The sequence below is a fragment of the Campylobacter sp. RM16192 genome (assembly GCF_004803855.2).
Lineage (GTDB): Bacteria > Campylobacterota > Campylobacteria > Campylobacterales > Campylobacteraceae > Campylobacter_A.
Genome location: NZ_CP012552.1, coordinates 342,512 through 362,328 on the forward strand (window position 1 = coordinate 342,512; position 19,817 = coordinate 362,328).

The following is a 19,817-nucleotide window of genomic DNA, read 5'->3' on the forward strand; positions in this document are numbered from 1 at the left end:
TGAGATTAAAAAGATCTAAATACGGCTAGTAAATTTGTAGTAGTTGATTATCAAAATAGTTGGAATTTAGGACACACTACAGCAACTGCATTTACCGGCGAAAATTTGCTAGTAATCGGGCAAAACAAGACGGCTTACGGTTTAAGAAAGCTTGAAAAGCCTATGGATGAAGTCATCCAGTATAGAACGTTTTTAGAGACAAGCGGGAACTACGGAAGCTTTTTTGAAAAGAATGTAGATAGATATACCAAAGATGGAAGACCTTTTTTAACCACGATAAGAGCTAAACAAGCTTACGCTTTGGCTTTTGCTGCCGATGAAAAATTTATGTATACAGTAAGTGCCGCAAATAGAGTTGTTAAAAATGTAGTTGTGAGCAAATTCCTTATAAGCGAGAGAAAGATGAGCTCTGAAGCTTATATCAAGCCTTCTAAGGATTTAAAGCTTAAAGAAAAGAGAAATTTAAAAGACTATTACGTTGTTGGTGCTGCCGTTGATGGCGATAGAATTTTAGCTTATAGTAGAGAGTATAGCACGCTTTTAAGTATCGATAAAAACAGCTTTGAGGTTAAAGATGTATATGAGATGCCGCTTATGAAAGAGCCTCATTCGCTTGCGGTAAGCAAGGACAAGCTGTATGTGCTTGGTTTTGAAAACGTAAAGATTTTACTATACGAGATAGAAAAGCCGTTTTAAAATTTGATTTAACTTGTTTGTGAGTAGAATTTTAGTAAAATCTTTCAAATTTGAAGGACTAAAATATGTTTAACGGACTCATTCGCGAAATAGGCGAGGTTGTTAGCTACTCACAAAACAAGCTTAGACTAAAGGCAAAACATAGACCAAATTTAGGCGACAGTATCGCGGTAAACGGCGCTTGCTTAAGCGTGATAGAGCTTTTCGATGGCGGCTTTAGCGTTGAGCTAAGTGCGGAAACCAGAGCCGTTATAGCGACTGAAAATTTAAAAGGACGAGTTCATATGGAGCCTGCTATGAGGCTTAGCGATAGAGTGGACGGGCATTTGGTACAAGGTCATATCGATGCGCTTGGTGAAATTTCAAAGATAGTTAGACATGAAAACGGAGTGGATTTTTATATAAATTTGCCGCGAGATATCATGCATCTGATGGCAAACAAGGGCAGTATCTGCGTGGATGGAGTAAGCCTTACGATAAATGAGGTTACGCCAAACGGAGTGCGCTTAACAATCATTCCTATAACATTTCGCGAGAGTCTTTTTAGTGAGTTTAAAGTAGGCCGCAGAGTAAATATCGAAAGCGATCTTTTAGCGCGCTACGTGGCTCATCAGCTTGGGTTTAAAAAGCAGATGAGCTGGGAAGAGATAGATCATATCGCAAGTCTTTATTAGAGCTGTTAAAGCGAAATTTCAACCGAATTTGCCGTGAATGTATTGCTTTGTTTTTTTCTCTTTTGGGTCATGAAAAATTTGCTTTGTTTCGCCAAATTCAACTAAATCTCCAAGATGGAAAAATCCAGTAAAATCAGCTATTCTCATAGCTTGTTGCATGTTGTGAGTAACAACGACTATGCTAAATTCTTCACTCAAATCAACCATAAGCTTTTCTATCGTCTTTGTCGATATCGGATCAAGCGCGCTTGTGGGCTCATCCATCAAGATAAGCTCGGGTTTAATAGCTATGGTTCGCGCTATACAAAGGCGCTGTTGCTGACCGCCGCTAAGCGAAGTTGCAGGACTTTTTAGCTTGTCTTTGACCTCTTCAAACAGCCCAGCTTTTTTTAGGCTATCTTCCACTAGCTCATCGCACTCGCTACCTTTTTTTACCATTTTGTGCACGAGCGGAGTATACGAGATGTTTTCATATATGCTTTTTAAAAACGGATTTGGCTGTTGAAACACCATGCCTATTCGTTTTCTGACTTCTATCTCATCAATTTCTTTTGAGTAAATATTTTCATGATCAACTATGATTTGACCTGTTATTTTTACGCCTTCTATAAGTTCATTCATTCTATTAAAACACCTTAAAAATGTTGATTTTCCGCATCCTGAAGGTCCGATAAGTGCCGTGATTTTTTTATTATAAATATCCATATTTATATTTTTTAGAGCTTGTTTATCGCCGTAAAATAGATTAAGATCCACGCTTTTTGCTTTGATTTTCATTTTATACCTTTTTATTTATTCTGTTTCTTAGCATTATTGCGACTAAATTTAGAGCAAACACCGTAAAAAGTAGCACAAGTATTGCCGCACTTGTCTTTTCTATGTATATTCTTTCAGGACTTGATGACCAGATGTAGATTTGAGCCGGCATTACTGTTGATGGATTTAGCAAACTTGTAGCGATTTCAGGCACAAAGGCTATCATGCCAACTATCATAAGTGGCGCAGTTTCGCCTATAGCTCCCGCTAAAGCCATGATAAGACCGGTTAAAATTCCTCCAAAGGCATTTGGTAAAACATGGCCAAAAATTACTTGAAATTTGGTAAGTCCAAGCGAGTATCCGGCTTGAGATATACTTTCAGGCACGATTCTTAAGGCGCTTCTAGTGCTTACTATGATTACAGGCAGGCTCATTATCGCTAGCACTATTCCACCTACTAGTGCAGAGCTTCTTGGCATGCCGAAGAAATTTATAAATACAGAGAGTCCTAAAAGTCCAAATATGATTGAAGGAACGGCGTTTAGATTATTTATGTTTATCTCGATAAATTTTGTAAATTTATTATCTTTTGCAAATTTTTCAAGATAAATTGCACTTGCCACTCCAATCGGAAAAGCAAGTCCCATAGCCACTATCATGACTAATACGCTACCCACAATCGCTGATAAAAATCCTGCATTTTCTGGTATCTTTGAGTCGCCTCTAGTGAAAAAATCCTTATTAAATTTGCTTACTATAATGCCTTGTTTTTGAAGCTTCATTACCTCTTTTATCTCTTCGCCGTTCAATTTAGTGAAATTATGTTTTAAAAATCCATCCACATCGGCATTTGCGGTAGCCAAAAAGCTTTTAGTCTCTCCGATATTTATATCCTCTTGCTTGATGAGATTAGGTAAATTTCTAAGCCAGGCACGAGAGATATATTTTTTTTCTACGTTTGGTAAAGAGTATGGATTTTGGATAAGTTTTTCAGTGATTAATATATCTACATTTATGTAGTATCTTTTAAATTCACCAATTCCACTACTAATCAAAGAAAATAGAAAAAACGCCAAAAATATGACACAAAAGACAAATGATGACATGGAGACAAGCTTAAAAATTTTGCTTTTTAGTCTTCTTGTCTTGAGTGTTTCTTTAGATATTAATCCTATCATCAATTCACCTTATAAATTTGAAATTTTATATTTTCTTTGGAAATTTCTTGATATTAAAACGGCTATTAAATTTATTATAAAAGTTAGAACAAATAGCGTAATACCAAGAGCAAAAGCGCTTAATGTAAGCGAGTTGTTAAACTCCTGATCGCCGCTTAGAACCTCTACTATCTTAACTGTAACAGTAGTCATATCTTCAAGTGGATTTAGGCTTAAATTTACTCTCAAGCTTGCCGCCATCACTACTATCATCGTTTCGCCTAAGGCTCTTGAAATCCCTAAAAGACATGCTCCTATAATGCCAGGCATCGCGGAAGGAAGCACTACAAAGCAAATACTCTCTTCTTTAGTTAGTCCAAGACTTAAGGCTCCGTATTGAAGCCTTTTTGGCACCAAAGATATTGAGTCGTCGCAAAGACTTGATATCATAGGTATTATCATTATTCCCATTACTAACCCCGCGCTTAAGGCGTTGTTATAAGAGGCGTTTAACCCTAGAAAACCTGCTATCTTAACTGTAAGCGGAGCCACAAATATAGCTGCAAAGAAGCCATATACCACACTTGGCACTCCTGCTAAAATTTCTAAAATAGGCTTTAGAGTAGCTCTTGCCCTCTTGCTTGCATATTGACTTAGATATATTGCACTAAAAATTCCAATCGGAAATGCCGTAATTATCGCAATAAGGCTTATATAAAATGTTCCAAAAAATAATCCTACCGAGCCAAACTGACCATCTTTATCCAAAAATGCATCGTGCGGCGCCCAAGTAGTGCCAAACAAAAAGCCAAAAAAACTCTCTTTGCTAAAAAATTTCATAGCCTCAAGAATGATAGATGACAGTATCATAAATGTCGCTACTATCGTTATCATAGAAGATACAAACAAAAATGCCACTACAAGCTTTTGAACGCCTCTGTTTTTTAGATTAAACGCCTCTAAATTTAACGAGCTTATCCTATCTTTGTAAAAGTAGTAGATGCTAAGAGATAGGATAAATAAGATTAGATACAACAAAATAAATTCCTTATTTTAGTATTTCGCTGTTTTTAACCATGTCTTTTGTTAGTTTCGTTGGATTTTTTACGTTTTCTTGCATTTTTGCAAATAGCTCTTTATTTAATGGAATTAATCCTATGCTTTTTAATACGCCATCATTTCCTATCATCGATTCGCTTACAAATAGATCTATAAATTCGCTTATATCTGGATTTGAAGCTTTACTGCTATTTTTTACGTAAAAATATAGGCTTCTTGCAAGCTCATAGCTACCATCGCCTACGCTATTTTCGTTTGGCGATACCGAGTCTATCGCTACTGCTACGATTTTATCCTTGTTTTCGGCTAAAAATCCGTATCCGAAAATTCCAAAGGCGTTTTTATTCTGTGCTAGTTTTGCGATTATTAGGTTGTCGTTTTCACCTGATGGTATATAGACTCCATCGTCTCTAATTTGGCTGTACTTACCGGATTTATAGCCATATTCTTTAAATTTTTTTGATGCTTTTTGCATTAGTTGCTCTTCAAAGCTATCTCTAGTTCCAGATGTCGTAGGAGGTCCATAAACTGAAATTTCTTTATTAGGCAAATTTTTATCTATATCGCTCCATTTTTTATATTGATTTGCTACTAGTTTGCCGTCAATTGGAACCTCTTTTGCAAGTGCTAAGAAAATTTGTTCTTTTGTTAAATTTAAAGAGCCATTATCTTTGTTTTGAGCGAAAACTATTCCATCGTAACCGATCATATATCCGCTTATATCGTCTATGCCGTTTTTTAGGCACTCTTCAAATTCGCTCATCTTCATAGGGCGAGATGCGTTTGAGATATCTATGCCGTTTTTGCCACTAGCCGAACAAAATGCCTTAAATCCGCCTCCTGTCCCTATGCTTTCAACTATGGGTGCCTTTTTGTTTTTGACGACACTAAATTCTTCAGCCACATAGCTTGAAAATGGAAACACAGTCGAGCTTCCCGCGATTTTTATCTGATCTGCCAAGGAAGCGGCGCATACTAACGAAGCCAGAATTAAAACCTTTGAAATTTTCATCTTTTCTCCTTTTTTGATTTTCATGGCAGAAGTGTAAAATTTTTTGGAAACTTTTAAGAAACATTTTGAGATTGATTTGTTTTTGAGAATTTTGTAATATAATTTTTCAACTTTTTAAATAGAGGTAAGGGTGTCCGCACTAATAGTAATAATTGATGACGAAGAGGATTTGGCCGAGCTTTTAGAATACAATCTCTCAAAAGAGGGGTTTGAAACTGTCGGGTTTTGTAATGTATTAAAGGTAGAGCAATTTTTAGAAGAAGAGGAGCCTGATCTGCTTATAGTAGATAGAAATTTGATCTATGCAGAGGGTGCACAGTTTGTCAAATCTTTGCGCTCTAAAGGCTTTAATACCCCTGTTATTTTTTTAAGTGCAAAGGATAGTAAAGAGGATAGACTTCAAGGCTTTGAAGCAGGTGGAGACGACTATATTACAAAGCCATTTGACATGGATGATTTGATTGCAAGGGTAAAGGCGGTTTTAAAACGCACCAAAAAACAGTCTAATATTTTAAAATTTAAAGATATTTTAGTGAATAACGAATCAAAGCAGGTTTTTATAAACGATCAAGAGGTAAGTTTAACAAAGCTTGAGATCAATTTGCTAACTGAGTTTATAATAAATAAAAATATAGTTTTAAGCAGAGATTATTTATGGGATAAAATTTGGGGCAGTGAGTATATGAGCGAAAAGACTTTAAATATAGCTGTAAAAAGGCTAAGGCAAAAGCTTGGAAATAGCGATTATATAGTCTCAGTTAGATCTCAAGGCTATAAGATATGCTAATAAAATTTCTGATGTTTTTGGTGATATTTACTATCTCTATTTTTGTCATGAAATTTATCTCAAATATTTTGATAGCAGGATTTATAATAGCTTTTTTGACTGTTTTTATATTCTATTTTTTAATAAAAAAAGATGCTAAAAGATTAAAATTTCAGATAGAAAATTTAAAAAATCCTAGCTTTACACAAAGTGATGAAGCTATGTTTTTTGATGAGAATTTAAGTTTGCAAAATAGTCTTAGCGAGCTCTCGTCTGATATTAGAGAGGTATCAAAAAAATACATTAAAAAATCCGCCAAAATAAAACTACGAAATACTCAGCTTCAAGGCATTTTAAGCTCAATTTCGCATGAGTTTAAAAATCCGGTAGCAGTAATTCAAGCATCAAGTCATACTTTAATGAATGATAAAAATCTAAGCGATGAATTGAGGTCTAAATTTATAGAAAAAATCACTAAAAATTCTCAAAGAATAGTAAATTTAATAGATAGACTAAATCTAAGATCCGCAGATTCTTTGTCTTTAAAAAAGACAAATTTTAATCTTTATAACCTTGCTTTAGGCGCCAAAAATGAGCTTTTGGAAAAGTATAAAGACAGGGAGATAGATATAGAAAATAATGAAATTCAGATATTTGCGGATGAGGCTTTAATAAAACAGGTTTTAGTAAATTTGATAGAAAATGCGCTTAAATACTCAAACGATAAGATAGAAATTTGTTTTCATGACAGCTCTATTTTGATAAAGGATAGAGGTGCAGGAATCGAGCAAAAAGATATAAGGCTAATAACTAAAAAATATTTTAAAGTTAAAAACAATATTCAGACAAACTCTTTTGGCTTGGGGCTTTATATCTCAAAGCAAATTTTAAAGATGCACGGATTTGAGTTTATAATTAGAAGCGAGTTAAATAAAGGCTCTGTTTTTGGCTTTAGATATCTAACAGATAGCGCCAACAAGGAAGATGATGAGTGAAATTTTACTTGATGACGGAAAATTTTTAGTAGGATTTAGCGATAGATTTGGCGGAGCTAGCACCGGAGCTTATGAGAGCTTAAATTTGGGCGATCATGTTGGAGATGAGGCTAAAAACGTAACTAAAAATAGAGAAATTTTAGCTAAATATCTTGGCGTAGAAGCAAAAAATCTAAAATTTATGCGCCAAATTCACTCAAACCGCGTAGAGATAATTAGAAATTTAGACGATGAGATAGCGCCATGTGATGGCATAATCACAAATTTAAAATGCGTTGCGCTTTGCGTTTTGGTGGCTGACTGCTCGCCTATTTTGATTGTCGATGAAGTGTGCGAGGCTGTAGCTGCCATACACGCCGGAAGAGCTGGAGTAGTGGGGCAAATTTGCACAAATGCAGTTAATAAAATGAAAAGAGAATTTAGCTCTAAAACGCAAGATCTTAAAGTCTTTGTTGGGCCAAATATCAAAGGCGGCTGCTATGAGATAGGTGAGCTTGATCTTGGCAAGTTTAACAGATATAAAAATAACGGAAAATTCGATATCAATGCAGCTTTAAATGATGAATTTGAATTGCTGGGTGTTAAAGATATAAAATTTGATCCAATTTGCACTCATTGTGATACTAGATATTTCTCATACCGAAGAGACAAGAAAACAGGCCGATTTGCAGGCTTTGTAATGATGAGATAGCCTATATTATCCAAAAGATTTATTTCTTTACAAATACAAACAGATAGCATTTAATATTTGATTTTAATTATCACTTATGATATAATCCACCCGACCAATCAATTTTAACAAGGAGATAGTAATGAAGAAGATATTAACTTCTTTAGTCGTAGCAGGCGTTTTAAGCGGTGCTTTTGCACATGATTTTTGGGTAACGGGCAAAAATGCGGACAAATTTGGCGCAGATATAGGTTATGGACACGGATTTCCTATGCCTGAAAAGATCGAAGATAAGCGCGTAGGATTATTTGAGCCGCTATATATCGTGGATAAAACAGGTTCTAAAACCGTTCTTAAGCAAGTTGGCGAAAACTATCACTATGAAGGCGAAAAGCTCAAAAAAGGCTCTTATGTGCTAGCGGGCGACTATAAACCTACATTTTGGTCAAAAGATAAAGACGGAAAGTGGCATCAAGACGGACATAAAGAGAATGTAAAAAATGTCGAGTCTTGCGGATTTTACGCTAGAACGGCGAAAAGCATAATCGTAGAAGGCGATCAAGTAGAGGACTTCATCTACAAGCCGATAGGTCAGATCACAGAGATCGTGCCGCTAAGCGATGTTACGAAGATCAAGGTTAATACTCCTTTTAAATTGCAATTTTTCGCTAACGGCAAACCTGCGAAAGTGGCTAAAGTTACTGGAGTGATCGAGGGATTTCCTGAGGGTAAATATACATTTTTTGGCACGACCGACCTTCAAGGCGTGATCGAAGTTATAGCTATCAAAGAAGGAAATTGGCTATTTCAAGCCAAGCACGAGACAGCTTACGCAGATCCTAAAAAATGTGACAAAGAAGAGCTTGACGCTAGCCTTGTAATAAAAGTAAATAAATAATCTTCATTACCGATCGGACCAGCTCCGATCGCTTCTTTTATCTCCTTTGATAATTCAGTTTTATTGTCCTATAATTGTATTTTGATTCTTTTTAGGAGCCGATATGGGATATGAAGAGTTTAAAATTAAAGATTTAAGAGTAGCCAAAATAGTGCAAAACGCTAAAAAATTTGGCGAAATAAGATTGCAAAATGAAGCTTTAGTAAAAGAATTATTAAGTTTAAAACAAATTTCACTAGACAAACAAGAGCGAGATGAAATCGAGCGAATTTTTGTAAATTTAATGAAAATTGAAGAGGAAGTGCAGTTAAGTAGTTAAAGATTTTTAAATCAAATTTATTTAAGGAGAGAGGATGCTATTACTTAAAAATGCGGATTTATACACTCCAGAGCATGTGGGACAGAGTGATGTTTTAGTTGGAGGAGGTAAAATTTTAGCCATTGGCAAAGATCTTGATTTTAAGTGCGAAGGCCTTGAAGTTTATGACTTGGAGGGCAAGGTTTTAACTCCTGGACTTATCGATCAGCATGTGCATATCACGGGCGGTGGCGGAGAGGCGGGATATCACTCAAGAACGCCTGAGATTAAGCTAACTGACATTATAAAATATGGAACTACTACTGTGGTCGGAACTCTTGGTACAGATGGGTGCACAAGAAGCTTAGAAAATCTTTATTCTAAAGCAAAAGCTCTTGAATTTGAGGGAATTTCAACTTTTATTCACACCGGCTCTTATGCTACTCCAAGCGTAACTTTTACAGGCAGTATTACAAAGGATTTAGTGCTAATAGATAAGGTTATCGGCTGTAAAGTGGCAATGTCTGATAACCGCAGTAGCTATCCAAGTGATGCGGAGTTGATTAAAATGCTATCTCAGATTAGAATCGGTGGAATGATATCTAAGAAAGGTGGAATTTTACATATGCATATGGGTGGCTTAAAGACAAAGCTTGACTTTGTATTTAGAATTTTAAACGATCATACCTTCCCGATAAATTATTTTTCACCTACGCATTGCGCTAGAACGAAGGACTTATTTGAAGAGTGTTTGGCTTTTCAAAAAATGGGTGGATTTATCGACATTACAACTGGAGGAAGTCAGTTCGCTCCTCTTGATGAAGTCATAGCTTATGGAATTGAAAACGGGTTAAATTTAAATCTAATTTCAATGAGTTCGGATGGAAACGGAAGCGTGCCGAGATTTGATGAAAATGGAGCTTTAGTAGGCTATGGGTGTGCTAGTTGTAAATCAAATTTAGATGTTTTACAAGCTGTTGTTAGAAATAAGGTTTTAAACATATCTCAAGCCGTATCTTTAATGGGTAAAAATGTGGCGAAATTCCTAAATTTAAATGGCAAGGGTGAGATAAAAGTAGGCAATGATGCCGATTTTGCAGCATTTGACAACAATATGAACCTATATGACGTAATTGCTAAAGGTGAGCTTTGTATGAAGAATAACGAGATTTGTAAAAAAGGATTTTTTGAATAAATTCGAATAAAATTTGGCTTGGATTGACTGGCGTAAAAATTAAATTTAGTTTAAATTTATAAATTTTTCAGTATAATCCAAGCTTCAATTCACACACACCAATCCTAAAATTTGGTTGCGACAGGTGCAAATTTGTCGTTAATGGGTGTGGAGGAGAAACCTAAATTTCGCGCAAAGGCGCACAAGGAGAAAACTCATGGTAACAATGAGAGATTTATTGGAGTGTGGCGTTCACTTCGGACACCAAACTCGCAGATGGAACCCAAAGATGAAAAAATTCATTTTTGGAGAGAGAAAAGGTATCTACATCATAGATCTACAAAAAACTATCCGTTACTTCCGCTACACTTACAACATAGTTCGTGATGCAGCGGCAGAGGGCAAGACTATCCTTTTTGTAGGAACTAAAAAGCAAGCCGGTCAAACAGTTGGCGAATATGCTGAAAAATGCGGTATGCCATACGTAAATCATCGCTGGCTAGGCGGTATGATGACAAACTTCGGAACTATCCGCCAATCAATCCGCAAGCTTGAAGTTATCGAAGCTATGGAAGAGGATGGATCTATCAATCTTCTAACCAAAAAAGAAGCTTTGATGCTAACAAGAAAAAAAGAGAAGTTACTAGCTTATCTTGGCGGTATCAGAAATATGAAAAGCATACCTGATATGATTTTTGTAATCGACACAGTTAAAGAAAAAATCGCTGTTCAAGAAGCAAATAGACTAAAAATCCCAGTTGTTGCACCAATCGATACAAACTGCGATCCTGACGTAATTGACTATCCAATCCCTGGAAATGACGATGCTATCCGCTCAGTTCAACTATTTTGCCAAGAGATGGCCGAGGCTATCATCGAGGGACGTTCACAACTTGAAAAAGATGGCGGCGTAGCAGAAGATGGTTCAGAGCAAGTAACTCAAGATGAAAAAGATGCTGTATTGGAAGAGGCTCTTAATGAAGATGACTTCTCTGATGAATTTGGCGAGGACGAAGAGTAATGGAAATCACTGCACAGATGGTAAAAGAGCTCCGTGAATCTACCGGAGCAGGAATGATGGATTGTAAAAAAGCTTTAGCCGAAGCTAATGGTGATATGGAAAAAGCTGTAGATATACTTCGCGAAAAGGGTCTTGGTCAGGCTGCGAAAAAGGCTGACAGACTAGCTAGCGAAGGACTTGTTAGCGTAGTGGTATGCGATCACTGCAAAACCGCTACTATAAGCGAGATAAACTCAGAGACAGACTTTGTCGCTAAAAACGCGCAGTTTCAAGCTCTTACAAAAGATACAACAGCTCATATTCAAACAAATTCAATACAAGATGTTGAGAGCTTAAATGTAAGTGTGATAAATGGCGTAAAATTTGAGGATTATTTCAAAAACCAAATCGCAACAATAGGCGAAAATTTAGTTGTTCGCCGCTTTGAGACTATTAAGGCTGATGATAAGGGCGTAGTAAACGGATATGTTCACTCAAACGGACGTGTAGGCGTACTAATCGGTGCTGCTTGCGAGAGTGCTGAGATAGCGAAAAAGGCAGAAGATTTCATAAGAAATTTATGTATGCATGCTGCTGCCATGAAGCCTCAAGTTATAAGCTATAAAGACCTTGATAAAGATTTTGTAGAGAAAGAATTTATAGCTCTTAAAGCCGAGCTTGAAAAAGATAACGAAGAGCTAGTTCGCCTTGGTAAACCGCTTCATCACATTCCAAGCTATGCAAGCAGATTGCAACTTACAGATGATGTTATGGCAAAAGCTGAAAATGCGATAAAAGAAGAGCTAAAAGCAGAAGGTAAACCTGAGAAAATTTGGGACAAAATCATACCTGGCAAGATTGAGAGATTTTATGCTGATAACACAGTCTTAGATCAGCGCTTAACACTTCTTGGTCAGTTTTATGTAATGGATGATAAGAAAACCGTAGAGCAAGTAATCGCTGAAAAATCTAAAGAGCTTGGCGGTAAGATAGAGATAGTTAAATATGTTCGGTTCGAGCTTGGCGAAGGACTTGAAAAGAAAAATGAGGATTTTGCAGCAGAAGTTGCGGCACAAATCGGCTAAAAATGGAAATTTTAAGAGCGTCTAATCTAGGCTTTGCGTATGATTATACGCTCTTTGAAAATCTGAATTTAACTCTAAATTCAGGTGAAAACACTGCTATATTGGGAGTTAGCGGTTGCGGCAAATCAACTATTTTACACATTCTTTCAACGCTTCTTAAGCCTCAAAATGGTGAGGTTGTATATGATAATAAGTCACTTTATACACTTTCTCAAAATGAGCTTTTAAAAATTCGTAGATTTGATTTTGGAATAATCTTTCAGGCTCATTATCTTTTTAAGGGCTTTAATGCACTTGAAAATATCGAACTTGCAGGAATTTTGTCAAATCAAAATGTAGATGATAAAATTTTAGAAAATTTAAAAATCAAAGAAGTGATAAACCAAAAAGTGGGTGAGCTAAGCGGTGGGCAACAGCAAAGGGTTAGTATAGCCCGTGTGCTTTGTAAAAAGCCAAAGATTATCTTTGCCGATGAGCCAACTGGAAATTTAGACAAACAGACCGCAAATGAGGTGATGAACACGCTTTTTGATTACATCAAAGAAAATGATGCGGCGCTAGTATTGGTGACTCATGATAACGAGCTTGCAAATAGATGCACTAATGTATATAAACTAGAGGATAAGAAACTGATAAAATGGAAATAGTCAGCTTTTTTGGCGTAGATAGGGTCATAACTTTTATGCTTCTTTTTGCGCGTATAGGCGGACTAATGGTGTTTTTTCCATTTTTTGGACACAACCAAATTCCAATTACCGTAAAGACAGCTTTTTCTTTTTTCTTGACTATTTTTTTATTTCCAGCTGCAAGTGCTCCAAACACAGAAATTTACTATCTAGCGGTTGAAATTTTAAGCGAGGTCATGCTTGGATTGTGTGCCGGACTTTTAGTTACAATAGTGTTTGCTATACTTCAGCTTGCTGGTGAGCAGATATCACTTGTAATGGGTTTTTCAATGGCTTCTGTACTTGATCCGCAGACGGGCATAACCTCTCCTGTTATGTCAAACATCATAAATTTTCTTGCTTTGATGACATTTTTAGCCTTTGATGGACATCATATGCTACTATTATTTTTTGCAAATTCTTTGAATCATATTCCTCTTGGAGAGTTTTATCCTAGTGCAAATTTAGTTCATTATGCTTCAAAATCAATGGTAAATCTTTTTATGTTTGGCTTTATTATGTCCTTTCCTATTTTAGCGCTTTCTTTACTATCCGATCTTATCTTTGGAATGCTTATGAAAACTATGCCACAGTTTAACCTGCTTGTAGTTGGATATCCTATTAAGATTACAATAGGATTTGCCGTGCTTATAGCCATACTGGCTGGTATGATGGAGCTATTTAAAGAGCTTATGTTTAGAGTTATTAACGATATGCCGTCACTCTTTTTTAACTAAGCTAGGAGTAATAAAAAATATCTTAAAATACCTATTTTAGGTTTTATGAAAGGAGTCTTGATGAAAGTCGCACTTGTCAATAGTAATCCTGCAGTATCGCGTTTGGCAACGCTTAGTCTTAGTAAAATCGGATATGAATATATTGAAGTTTATAGCCTTGATGATATTAAGGGTAGGTTTTTTGATATATTAATTTTAGATAGCGAAATTACTGTTCAAGATGTAAATTTAGAAGAGATAGCAGGTAAAATTTTATACCTATCTTCTAAAAGCTCTCCAGAATTTGATCGTGCGGACAAGATTTTACCAAAACCTTTTTTGCCTACAGAATTTATATCCATTGTAGAATCCTTGGGGCATACTCAAGATCAAAATTTATCTGATTTTGATAAAGATGAAGAAAACTTTAGCGAACTAAAAGACGAACAAGGTTCTTTAGTTTCTATCGAAGATAGCGAATTTGTAGATGAACTTAGCGATGAGCTATTTAAAGATGAATTTGGTATTAAAGAAGATACTGAAGATGAAAGCTTTAGCTTGGATGATTTTGATATGGACTTGACGGACAAAAATGAAGAGGTTGGCAATTTAGATAGCACTAGTGAAAATATTAGTATAGATAATGAAGAAGATAATTTAGAAGAATTTGATGATTTTAAAGACGAAGAGCCTGCTCAGATGACTTCAAGAGAAGAGGATCTTTTATCTGATTTTGGCTTTGATGATGATAAAAAAGAAGATATAAAAGAGAATGCGGATTTAAATGACTTTGAAATTGAAGAGTCGTTGCAACTTAAAGATGAGTTATCAGAAGAAAACGAGCATAGCGAAGTCGAAGAGCTAAGTGATGAAATGGAGCTTGAAGATGTTAATGATAAAGTTGATTTTGAAACAGAAGATGATACATTTGCCGATATCAGAAAAACTATAGATGAGATAGATAGCCTAGATAGTGAGCTAAATTTAGATGAATTTGAAGATAAATCCGAGAGTGAATTCGCAAACGATCACTTTGAAATGCTGAAAAAATATAAGAACTTAGATACTCAAGATCAAGTAGGAAATGAAGATTTTATAAAAGAAAGTGATGAGATGGGCGATTTTACGTTTATCGATCAAGAGAGTGAATTTAAGAGCGATCAATTAAATGTATCCGGCACTAGTGAATATGACGACATTGATCATATAAAAGAAGAAGATCTGGCAAAGGCTTTAAACGAGGATTTTGCCAGTATAGTAGAACCTACAAAAAGCGATTTAGTAAGTAGCTCTGAGGCTATAAAAAAAGAGCTGGCGCATAAGATAGGAGAGCAGATCACAGGCGCTCTTAGTGCCGATTCTATCAAAGAGGCCTTAAAGGGTCTAAATATAAAAATAAATATAACATTTGAGGAAAAGTAGTTTGAAGGGGCAAATTTTACTTATTTCAGGACCTAGCGGAAGTGGTAAAAGTACCCTTTTAAATAGGCTTTTAAAAGAGGAAGCCGATCTTTATTTTTCGATTTCAAGTACAACAAGAGCTATAAGAGATGGTGAAAAAGATGGTGTAAACTATCACTATATCAGCGAAGAGGAGTTTAAAAAGGGTATCGAAGAGGATAGTTTCTTGGAGTGGGCGTATGTGCATAAAAACTACTACGGAACATCATTAAAACCTGTATTAAAAGCTCTTAATGAAGGAAAAATCGCCGTATTTGATATAGATGTGCAAGGCTTTCATATAGCTAGAAAAAAATTTGGTGAGCTTATAACCTCTGTTTTTATTACAACTCATAGCCAAAATGAACTTAAGCGTAGGCTAGAGGGTCGTGGAACCGATAGCGCACAAACTATTGAGCATCGTCTAACAAACGCTCTTGATGAGATGGAGCACATCTTAGAATACGATTATTTTTTCATAAACGATGATCTTGAAGAGAGTTATAAAAACTTGCAGTCAATTTTAAGAGTTATTAGGTTAAAAAGCAAGAGTATAAATTTACGCGAAACTATCAATAATTGGCGTGAATTTTGAAAAATATGATAATATAACGAAAATTTTAAAAGGAGAAAAAATGGGTCCAAGTGTCCAACAATTGCTTATAGTTTTACTTATAATAGTTTTGCTTTTTGGAGCAAAGAAGATTCCGGAGCTTGCAAAAGGACTTGGTAAAGGCATAAAAAGCTTTAAATCAGAGATGGAAACTGATGATAAAAAAGCTGAGAATGTAGAGAAAGTTGAAGAGAAAAAAGAGGAAGCTATAACCGCTACAAAAGTAGATGAAACCACTAAGAGTGCGTAAGGTTTAGGGTTGAAAAATTTAGTCATAGACGAGATAAAAAAAGTTATAGAGGTTGATTTTGTCCTTGAAAAACCAAAGGATAAAAATCTCGCCCACTATGCGACTCCTCTTGCGTTTTCTTTGGCAAAAGAGCTTAAAAAATCTCCGGTAATCATAGCGCAAGATATTGCTAGCAAATTTCAAGACAGCGAGATCTTTGAAGTAAGCGCATTAAATGGCTATATAAATTTTAAGTTAAAACAAAATTTCTTAGGCAATCTTGCTAAAGCCGCTATAGAAAACCCTCAAAATTTTGCCAGAGGCGGAGCCGAAAGTGAGAAAATTTTACTTGAATACGTAAGTGCAAATCCTACAGGTCCTCTTCATATAGGTCACGTAAGAGGTGCTGTATTTGGAGATACTCTTGCTAGAGTCGGCAGATATATAGGCAAAGATATTAAGACTGAATACTATATCAATGATGCTGGTAATCAAATAGATCTGCTTGGAATTTCCATAAGTCTTAGAGCCCGCGAAGAACTTTTTAGTGAAAATGTAGTCTATCCGGAGGCTTATTATAGAGGCGATTATATCCTAGACATAGCTAAGGCTGCGGAACAAAAATTTGGCAAGGAAATTTTTTATGATCAGAGTAGAAATTTGGAGCTTGCTGATTTTGGTAAAGACATTGTATTAAATCTTATTAAGCAAAATTTAGCAGATGCGCAAATTTTTATAGAAAACTGGTCAAGTGAGAGAAGCTACTATGATCAGCTTGATGAGACTCTTGATAGGCTTAGATCTTGTAACGGAATATATGAGCAAGAGGGTAAAATTTGGCTAAATTCTAGTTTAGTAGGAGACGAAAAGGATAGGGTTATAGTACGAGAAGATGGTCGCGGAACCTATCTGGCGGGAGATATTGTATATCACAATGATAAATTTAAGCGCGGATACGATAGATATATAAATATCTGGGGAGCCGATCACCACGGTTATATAGCGAGAATGAAAGCGGCTGTGCATTTTCTTGGCTATGATGAAAATAGACTAGAAGTTTTACTCTCGCAGATGGTTAGCCTGCTTAAAAACGGCGAGCAATTTAAGATGAGTAAGAGAAGCGGCAATGTAGTCTTGATGAGTGATGTTGTGGAAGAGATTGGTTATGAAGCTCTTAGATTCATATTTCTTAGCAAAAAGAGCGATACTCACCTTGAATTTGATGTAGATGAGCTTAAAAAAGAGGATAGCTCAAATCCTATTTTTTACATAAATTATGCTCATGCAAGAGTTAATCAAATTTTTGCAAAGGCTGGTAAAGTTGTAGATGATGTCAAAAATGCGAGCTTTGTAAATTTGAATGAAGATGCTAAAAATCTGCTTTTTGAAGCACTTGCTTTAAACGAGGTTTTAGTAGATGCGTTTAACGCTCGCTCTATGCAAAAAATTTGTGACTACTTAAAGTCTTTAGCTGCTAATTTTCATAAATTTTATAATGAAAATCGCGTTGTCGGGAGCGAAAACGAAGATGAGTTGTTAAAATTATTTGCGGTTGTTGCACTCTCTATAAAAACAGCACTTTCTCTCATGGGAATAGCTGCAAAAGATAAGATGTAAATTTATGGCACTTTTGCCATAAATTTATGCTAAGTTAAAATGAAGTTAGCTAAAAAACGAAAGATTAGATCCTGGCTTATCATACTATTTTTAGCCAGTTTTTCTATTTTGCTATCTAAAATTCCTCCATTTTCCACTTTTTATATTAGCCCTCTTATAATCGCCGTGGTTGTTGGAGCTATACTTGGCAATATCTCTTATAAAAATGTATTAATGCTAAGAAGAAGCCATGTTTTAGCCCTGAGTACAAAGCAAATTTTAAGACTTGGGATTATTCTTTTTGGATTCAAGCTTAGTATCGCAGATATTTCGCAGGTCGGTGTTGTAGGTATATTCTTATCGTTTTTTATCGTATTCTCAACATTTTTCATTGGATATTATTTAGGGCAAAAGATAGGTCTTGATAGAAAAAGCGCGGCACTAATTAGTAGTGGTAGCTCTATATGTGGTGCTGCTGCAGTGCTTGCCGCAGGAAGCGTCATAAAAGCAAAAAGCGATCAGATAGCCATAGCCGTATCTACCGTGGTTGTGTTTGGCACGATAGGTATGTTTGTCTATCCTCTTATATTTGGCTCTCAAATTTTAGCTTTTAGCGAGTTAAAGATGGGATTTTTTACCGGAGCTAGTTTGCATGAGGTGGCTCATGTAGTAGGAGCTGGATCTGCTATAGGCGAAGTGGCTCAGGCAAATGCAGTTATAATTAAAATGCTAAGAGTCTTGATGCTCGCTCCGTTTTTGATAGTTCTTAGCTCATTAAATTTAGAAGTATCAAATGGTAAAAAATTATTAAATATAAGAGCCTCTTTCCCATATTTTGCACTATGGTTTTTATTCGCCGTATCTTTTAATTCAATTGGAATCTTAAGTGACTTTTTGCTAGATATTATCTATTTTATAGATATTTTATTATTAACTATTGCGATGAGTGCACTTGGGGTAACGATAAGAAAAGATGTTTTGAAAAATGCCGGCAAAAAGCCATTTATTTTGGCTTTTATTCTGTTTGTTTGGCTATTTTTATCGGCTTTTTGTCTAGTTAAATTTCTAATATGAGTTTAAAATCGATCTATTTATCGAGATTTTTTATATTTGTTTTTATATTTTTATTAGTAGTTATAGAGTATATGGCTACTACAAGCGTGGAATTTGAGCTTGCAAAAAGCAGTTGGGATAAGATAAATCATTTTTTAGCTTTTATTGTGCTTTATATCACTATGAATTTTGGGTTAAAAAGGCTAAACTTGATCCAAAAAATAGTTATACTAATGATCTATGCGGTTCAGATAGAAGTTGTTCAAGCGTTTTTGCCAAATAGATATTTTAGTCTGCTTGATATTTTAGCCGATTTTATAGGAGTAGTATTTGGGATTTTGGCGGTAAGAGTTTTATTAAAAATTACCGCCAGATAGGCTTAGCTTCTTTGCTCTTTTAGTTTTGATAAAAACTCTTCGATATTGTATTTTGCACGGTATTGTGGGCTTAGAAGATGTATTAGGATATCTCCCAGGTCTAGCACAACCCAATCAGGCGAGCTTTCTATGCCTAAAAATTCCTCTCCAAGCGGTTTTAGCGCGAGCTTTAGATCATCCGTTAAAGAGTATGCGTGCCTCTCTCCCATTGTAGTTGCAATTACTACGTATTTTACGAAATAATCCTTTTCTCTCATATCAAAGACTTCTATTGACTCAGCCTTCTTTTCATCTAGAATTTTGATGATTCTGTCGATTCTTTCTTGCATTTTAATCCTTGGTAAAATTTTATAACTTCCTCTTTTATTTTAGCAGGAATTTGATCTTGTACCAGATCGCTTCTTATTTTAGAAGATGAGATATCTATGTGGATATCAAGCTTTTGAAGCTTTTTTGGTATCTTGATATGATCTCTTTTGGCCACTATAAAATGAACTAAAGAGCTAAGAAGCTCAAAATTATGCCACTTATCCAGAGTCGCCAAGTGATCGGCTCCTATTAAAAGATATAATTTCTTTATATCGTAAATATCATAAAGATGTAAAACACTCTCTATCGTAGGCACAGGGCGATTTTGATCTATCTCAAATCTGCTTATTTCCACATTTGGCAGATCTCCCCAAATCTCCTTTGTCCATTTAAGTCTAAGCTCTGGAGGTGCTGAAAATTCTGCCTTAAAAGGGCTAATGTATGTAGGCATTATTATGAGTTTATCTATATCAAGGCTATTAATCGCCATCTTTACGATACTATCATGCCCAAGATGAGGAGGATCAAAACTCCCACCAAAAAATCCCAACTTCATTCCCAACATATCCTATTTGTG

24 protein-coding genes are annotated in these 19,817 nt (G+C 35.6%); 18 read left to right on the top strand and 6 right to left on the bottom strand.

Features of this window, described 5'->3' with window-relative positions:
- Nucleotides 1–105: 105 nt before the first annotated feature.
- Complete coding sequence (locus tag CDOMC_RS01775) at nt 106–696, top strand: hypothetical protein (protein ID WP_172127402.1); 591 nt, start codon at nt 106–108, stop codon at nt 694–696.
- 65 nt (nt 697–761) lie between these two features.
- Entirely contained in the window at nt 762–1,370 is a 609-nt protein-coding gene (locus CDOMC_RS01780) for a riboflavin synthase (RefSeq protein WP_172127404.1), read from the top strand.
- 18 nt (nt 1,371–1,388) lie between these two features.
- On the opposite strand, the gene pstB is transcribed toward CDOMC_RS01780, so the two are convergent.
- The 4 genes from pstB to CDOMC_RS01800 form a co-directional block, all read right to left on the bottom strand.
- Nucleotides 1,389–2,141 (bottom strand): phosphate ABC transporter ATP-binding protein PstB, encoded by a 753-nt coding sequence (gene pstB, locus CDOMC_RS01785; RefSeq protein ID WP_236861363.1) that lies wholly within the window; start codon nt 2,139–2,141, stop codon nt 1,389–1,391.
- 7 nt (nt 2,142–2,148) lie between these two features.
- Nucleotides 2,149–3,306 (bottom strand): phosphate ABC transporter permease PstA, encoded by a 1,158-nt coding sequence (gene pstA, locus CDOMC_RS01790; protein WP_172127408.1) that lies wholly within the window; start codon nt 3,304–3,306, stop codon nt 2,149–2,151.
- Between the two features lie 9 nt (nt 3,307–3,315).
- A complete protein-coding gene (gene pstC / locus CDOMC_RS01795; RefSeq protein ID WP_172129613.1) occupies nt 3,316–4,179 on the bottom strand; it encodes a phosphate ABC transporter permease subunit PstC in 864 nt (287 codons plus the stop codon).
- Nucleotides 4,180–4,333: 154 nt separating this feature from the next.
- Nucleotides 4,334–5,356, bottom strand: coding sequence for a substrate-binding domain-containing protein (locus CDOMC_RS01800; protein ID WP_172127410.1), 1,023 nt, complete (start codon nt 5,354–5,356; stop codon nt 4,334–4,336).
- Nucleotides 5,357–5,486: 130 nt separating this feature from the next.
- Here CDOMC_RS01800 and CDOMC_RS01805 point away from each other — a divergent pair, with 130 nt between their 5' ends.
- The 16 genes from CDOMC_RS01805 (at nt 5,487) to CDOMC_RS01880 (ending at nt 18,931) form a co-directional block, all read left to right on the top strand.
- Nucleotides 5,487–6,143 (top strand): response regulator transcription factor, encoded by a 657-nt coding sequence (locus CDOMC_RS01805; RefSeq protein WP_172127412.1) that lies wholly within the window; start codon nt 5,487–5,489, stop codon nt 6,141–6,143.
- Nucleotides 6,137–7,117 (top strand): sensor histidine kinase, encoded by a 981-nt coding sequence (locus CDOMC_RS01810; protein WP_172127414.1) that lies wholly within the window; start codon nt 6,137–6,139, stop codon nt 7,115–7,117. Before CDOMC_RS01805 ends, CDOMC_RS01810 begins: the two co-directional genes overlap by 7 nt.
- Complete coding sequence (gene pgeF / locus CDOMC_RS01815; protein ID WP_236861328.1) at nt 7,110–7,808, top strand: peptidoglycan editing factor PgeF; 699 nt, start codon at nt 7,110–7,112, stop codon at nt 7,806–7,808. Before CDOMC_RS01810 ends, pgeF begins: the two co-directional genes overlap by 8 nt.
- A 121-nt stretch (nt 7,809–7,929) precedes the next feature.
- Nucleotides 7,930–8,685, top strand: coding sequence for a DUF4198 domain-containing protein (locus CDOMC_RS01820; protein WP_172127418.1), 756 nt, complete (start codon nt 7,930–7,932; stop codon nt 8,683–8,685).
- A gap of 103 nt (nt 8,686–8,788) precedes the next feature.
- On the top strand, nt 8,789–9,004 hold the full coding sequence (locus tag CDOMC_RS01825; protein WP_172127420.1) for an acetyltransferase: 216 nt from the start codon (nt 8,789–8,791) through the stop codon (nt 9,002–9,004).
- A gap of 34 nt (nt 9,005–9,038) precedes the next feature.
- Nucleotides 9,039–10,178, top strand: coding sequence for a beta-aspartyl-peptidase (gene iadA, locus CDOMC_RS01830; RefSeq protein ID WP_172127422.1), 1,140 nt, complete (start codon nt 9,039–9,041; stop codon nt 10,176–10,178).
- Between the two features lie 196 nt (nt 10,179–10,374).
- The gene (rpsB, locus tag CDOMC_RS01835; RefSeq protein WP_172127424.1) at nt 10,375–11,178 is read left to right on the top strand and encodes a 30S ribosomal protein S2; all 804 of its coding nucleotides are present in this window, start codon (nt 10,375–10,377) and stop codon (nt 11,176–11,178) included.
- Entirely contained in the window at nt 11,178–12,242 is a 1,065-nt protein-coding gene (gene tsf, locus CDOMC_RS01840) for a translation elongation factor Ts (RefSeq protein WP_172127426.1), read from the top strand. The genes rpsB and tsf overlap by 1 nt, the downstream gene beginning before the upstream one ends.
- A 2-nt stretch (nt 12,243–12,244) precedes the next feature.
- On the top strand, nt 12,245–12,889 hold the full coding sequence (locus CDOMC_RS01845; protein WP_172127428.1) for an ABC transporter ATP-binding protein: 645 nt from the start codon (nt 12,245–12,247) through the stop codon (nt 12,887–12,889).
- Nucleotides 12,880–13,644, top strand: a complete 765-nt coding sequence (fliR, locus tag CDOMC_RS01850) for a flagellar biosynthetic protein FliR (protein ID WP_172127430.1) — start codon at nt 12,880–12,882, stop codon at nt 13,642–13,644. The genes CDOMC_RS01845 and fliR overlap by 10 nt, the downstream gene beginning before the upstream one ends.
- A gap of 60 nt (nt 13,645–13,704) precedes the next feature.
- Nucleotides 13,705–15,045 (top strand): hypothetical protein, encoded by a 1,341-nt coding sequence (locus tag CDOMC_RS01855; protein WP_172127432.1) that lies wholly within the window; start codon nt 13,705–13,707, stop codon nt 15,043–15,045.
- 1 nt (nt 15,046) lies between these two features.
- Nucleotides 15,047–15,658, top strand: a complete 612-nt coding sequence (gmk, locus tag CDOMC_RS01860; protein ID WP_172127434.1) for a guanylate kinase — start codon at nt 15,047–15,049, stop codon at nt 15,656–15,658.
- 40 nt (nt 15,659–15,698) lie between these two features.
- On the top strand, nt 15,699–15,926 hold the full coding sequence (gene tatA, locus CDOMC_RS01865; protein ID WP_169972840.1) for a twin-arginine translocase TatA/TatE family subunit: 228 nt from the start codon (nt 15,699–15,701) through the stop codon (nt 15,924–15,926).
- A gap of 9 nt (nt 15,927–15,935) precedes the next feature.
- A complete protein-coding gene (gene argS, locus CDOMC_RS01870; protein ID WP_172127436.1) occupies nt 15,936–17,522 on the top strand; it encodes an arginine--tRNA ligase in 1,587 nt (528 codons plus the stop codon).
- A gap of 39 nt (nt 17,523–17,561) precedes the next feature.
- Nucleotides 17,562–18,575 (top strand): YeiH family protein, encoded by a 1,014-nt coding sequence (locus tag CDOMC_RS01875; RefSeq protein WP_172127438.1) that lies wholly within the window; start codon nt 17,562–17,564, stop codon nt 18,573–18,575.
- Nucleotides 18,572–18,931, top strand: coding sequence for a VanZ family protein (locus CDOMC_RS01880; RefSeq protein WP_172127440.1), 360 nt, complete (start codon nt 18,572–18,574; stop codon nt 18,929–18,931). The genes CDOMC_RS01875 and CDOMC_RS01880 overlap by 4 nt, the downstream gene beginning before the upstream one ends.
- A 2-nt stretch (nt 18,932–18,933) precedes the next feature.
- On the opposite strand, the gene rsfS is transcribed toward CDOMC_RS01880, so the two are convergent.
- Together rsfS and nadD are read right to left on the bottom strand one after the other, a co-directional pair.
- A complete protein-coding gene (gene rsfS / locus CDOMC_RS01885) occupies nt 18,934–19,260 on the bottom strand; it encodes a ribosome silencing factor (RefSeq protein WP_172127442.1) in 327 nt (108 codons plus the stop codon).
- A complete protein-coding gene (gene nadD, locus CDOMC_RS01890) occupies nt 19,224–19,805 on the bottom strand; it encodes a nicotinate (nicotinamide) nucleotide adenylyltransferase (RefSeq protein ID WP_336244372.1) in 582 nt (193 codons plus the stop codon). Before nadD ends, rsfS begins: the two co-directional genes overlap by 37 nt.
- Nucleotides 19,806–19,817: the final 12 nt, after the last annotated feature.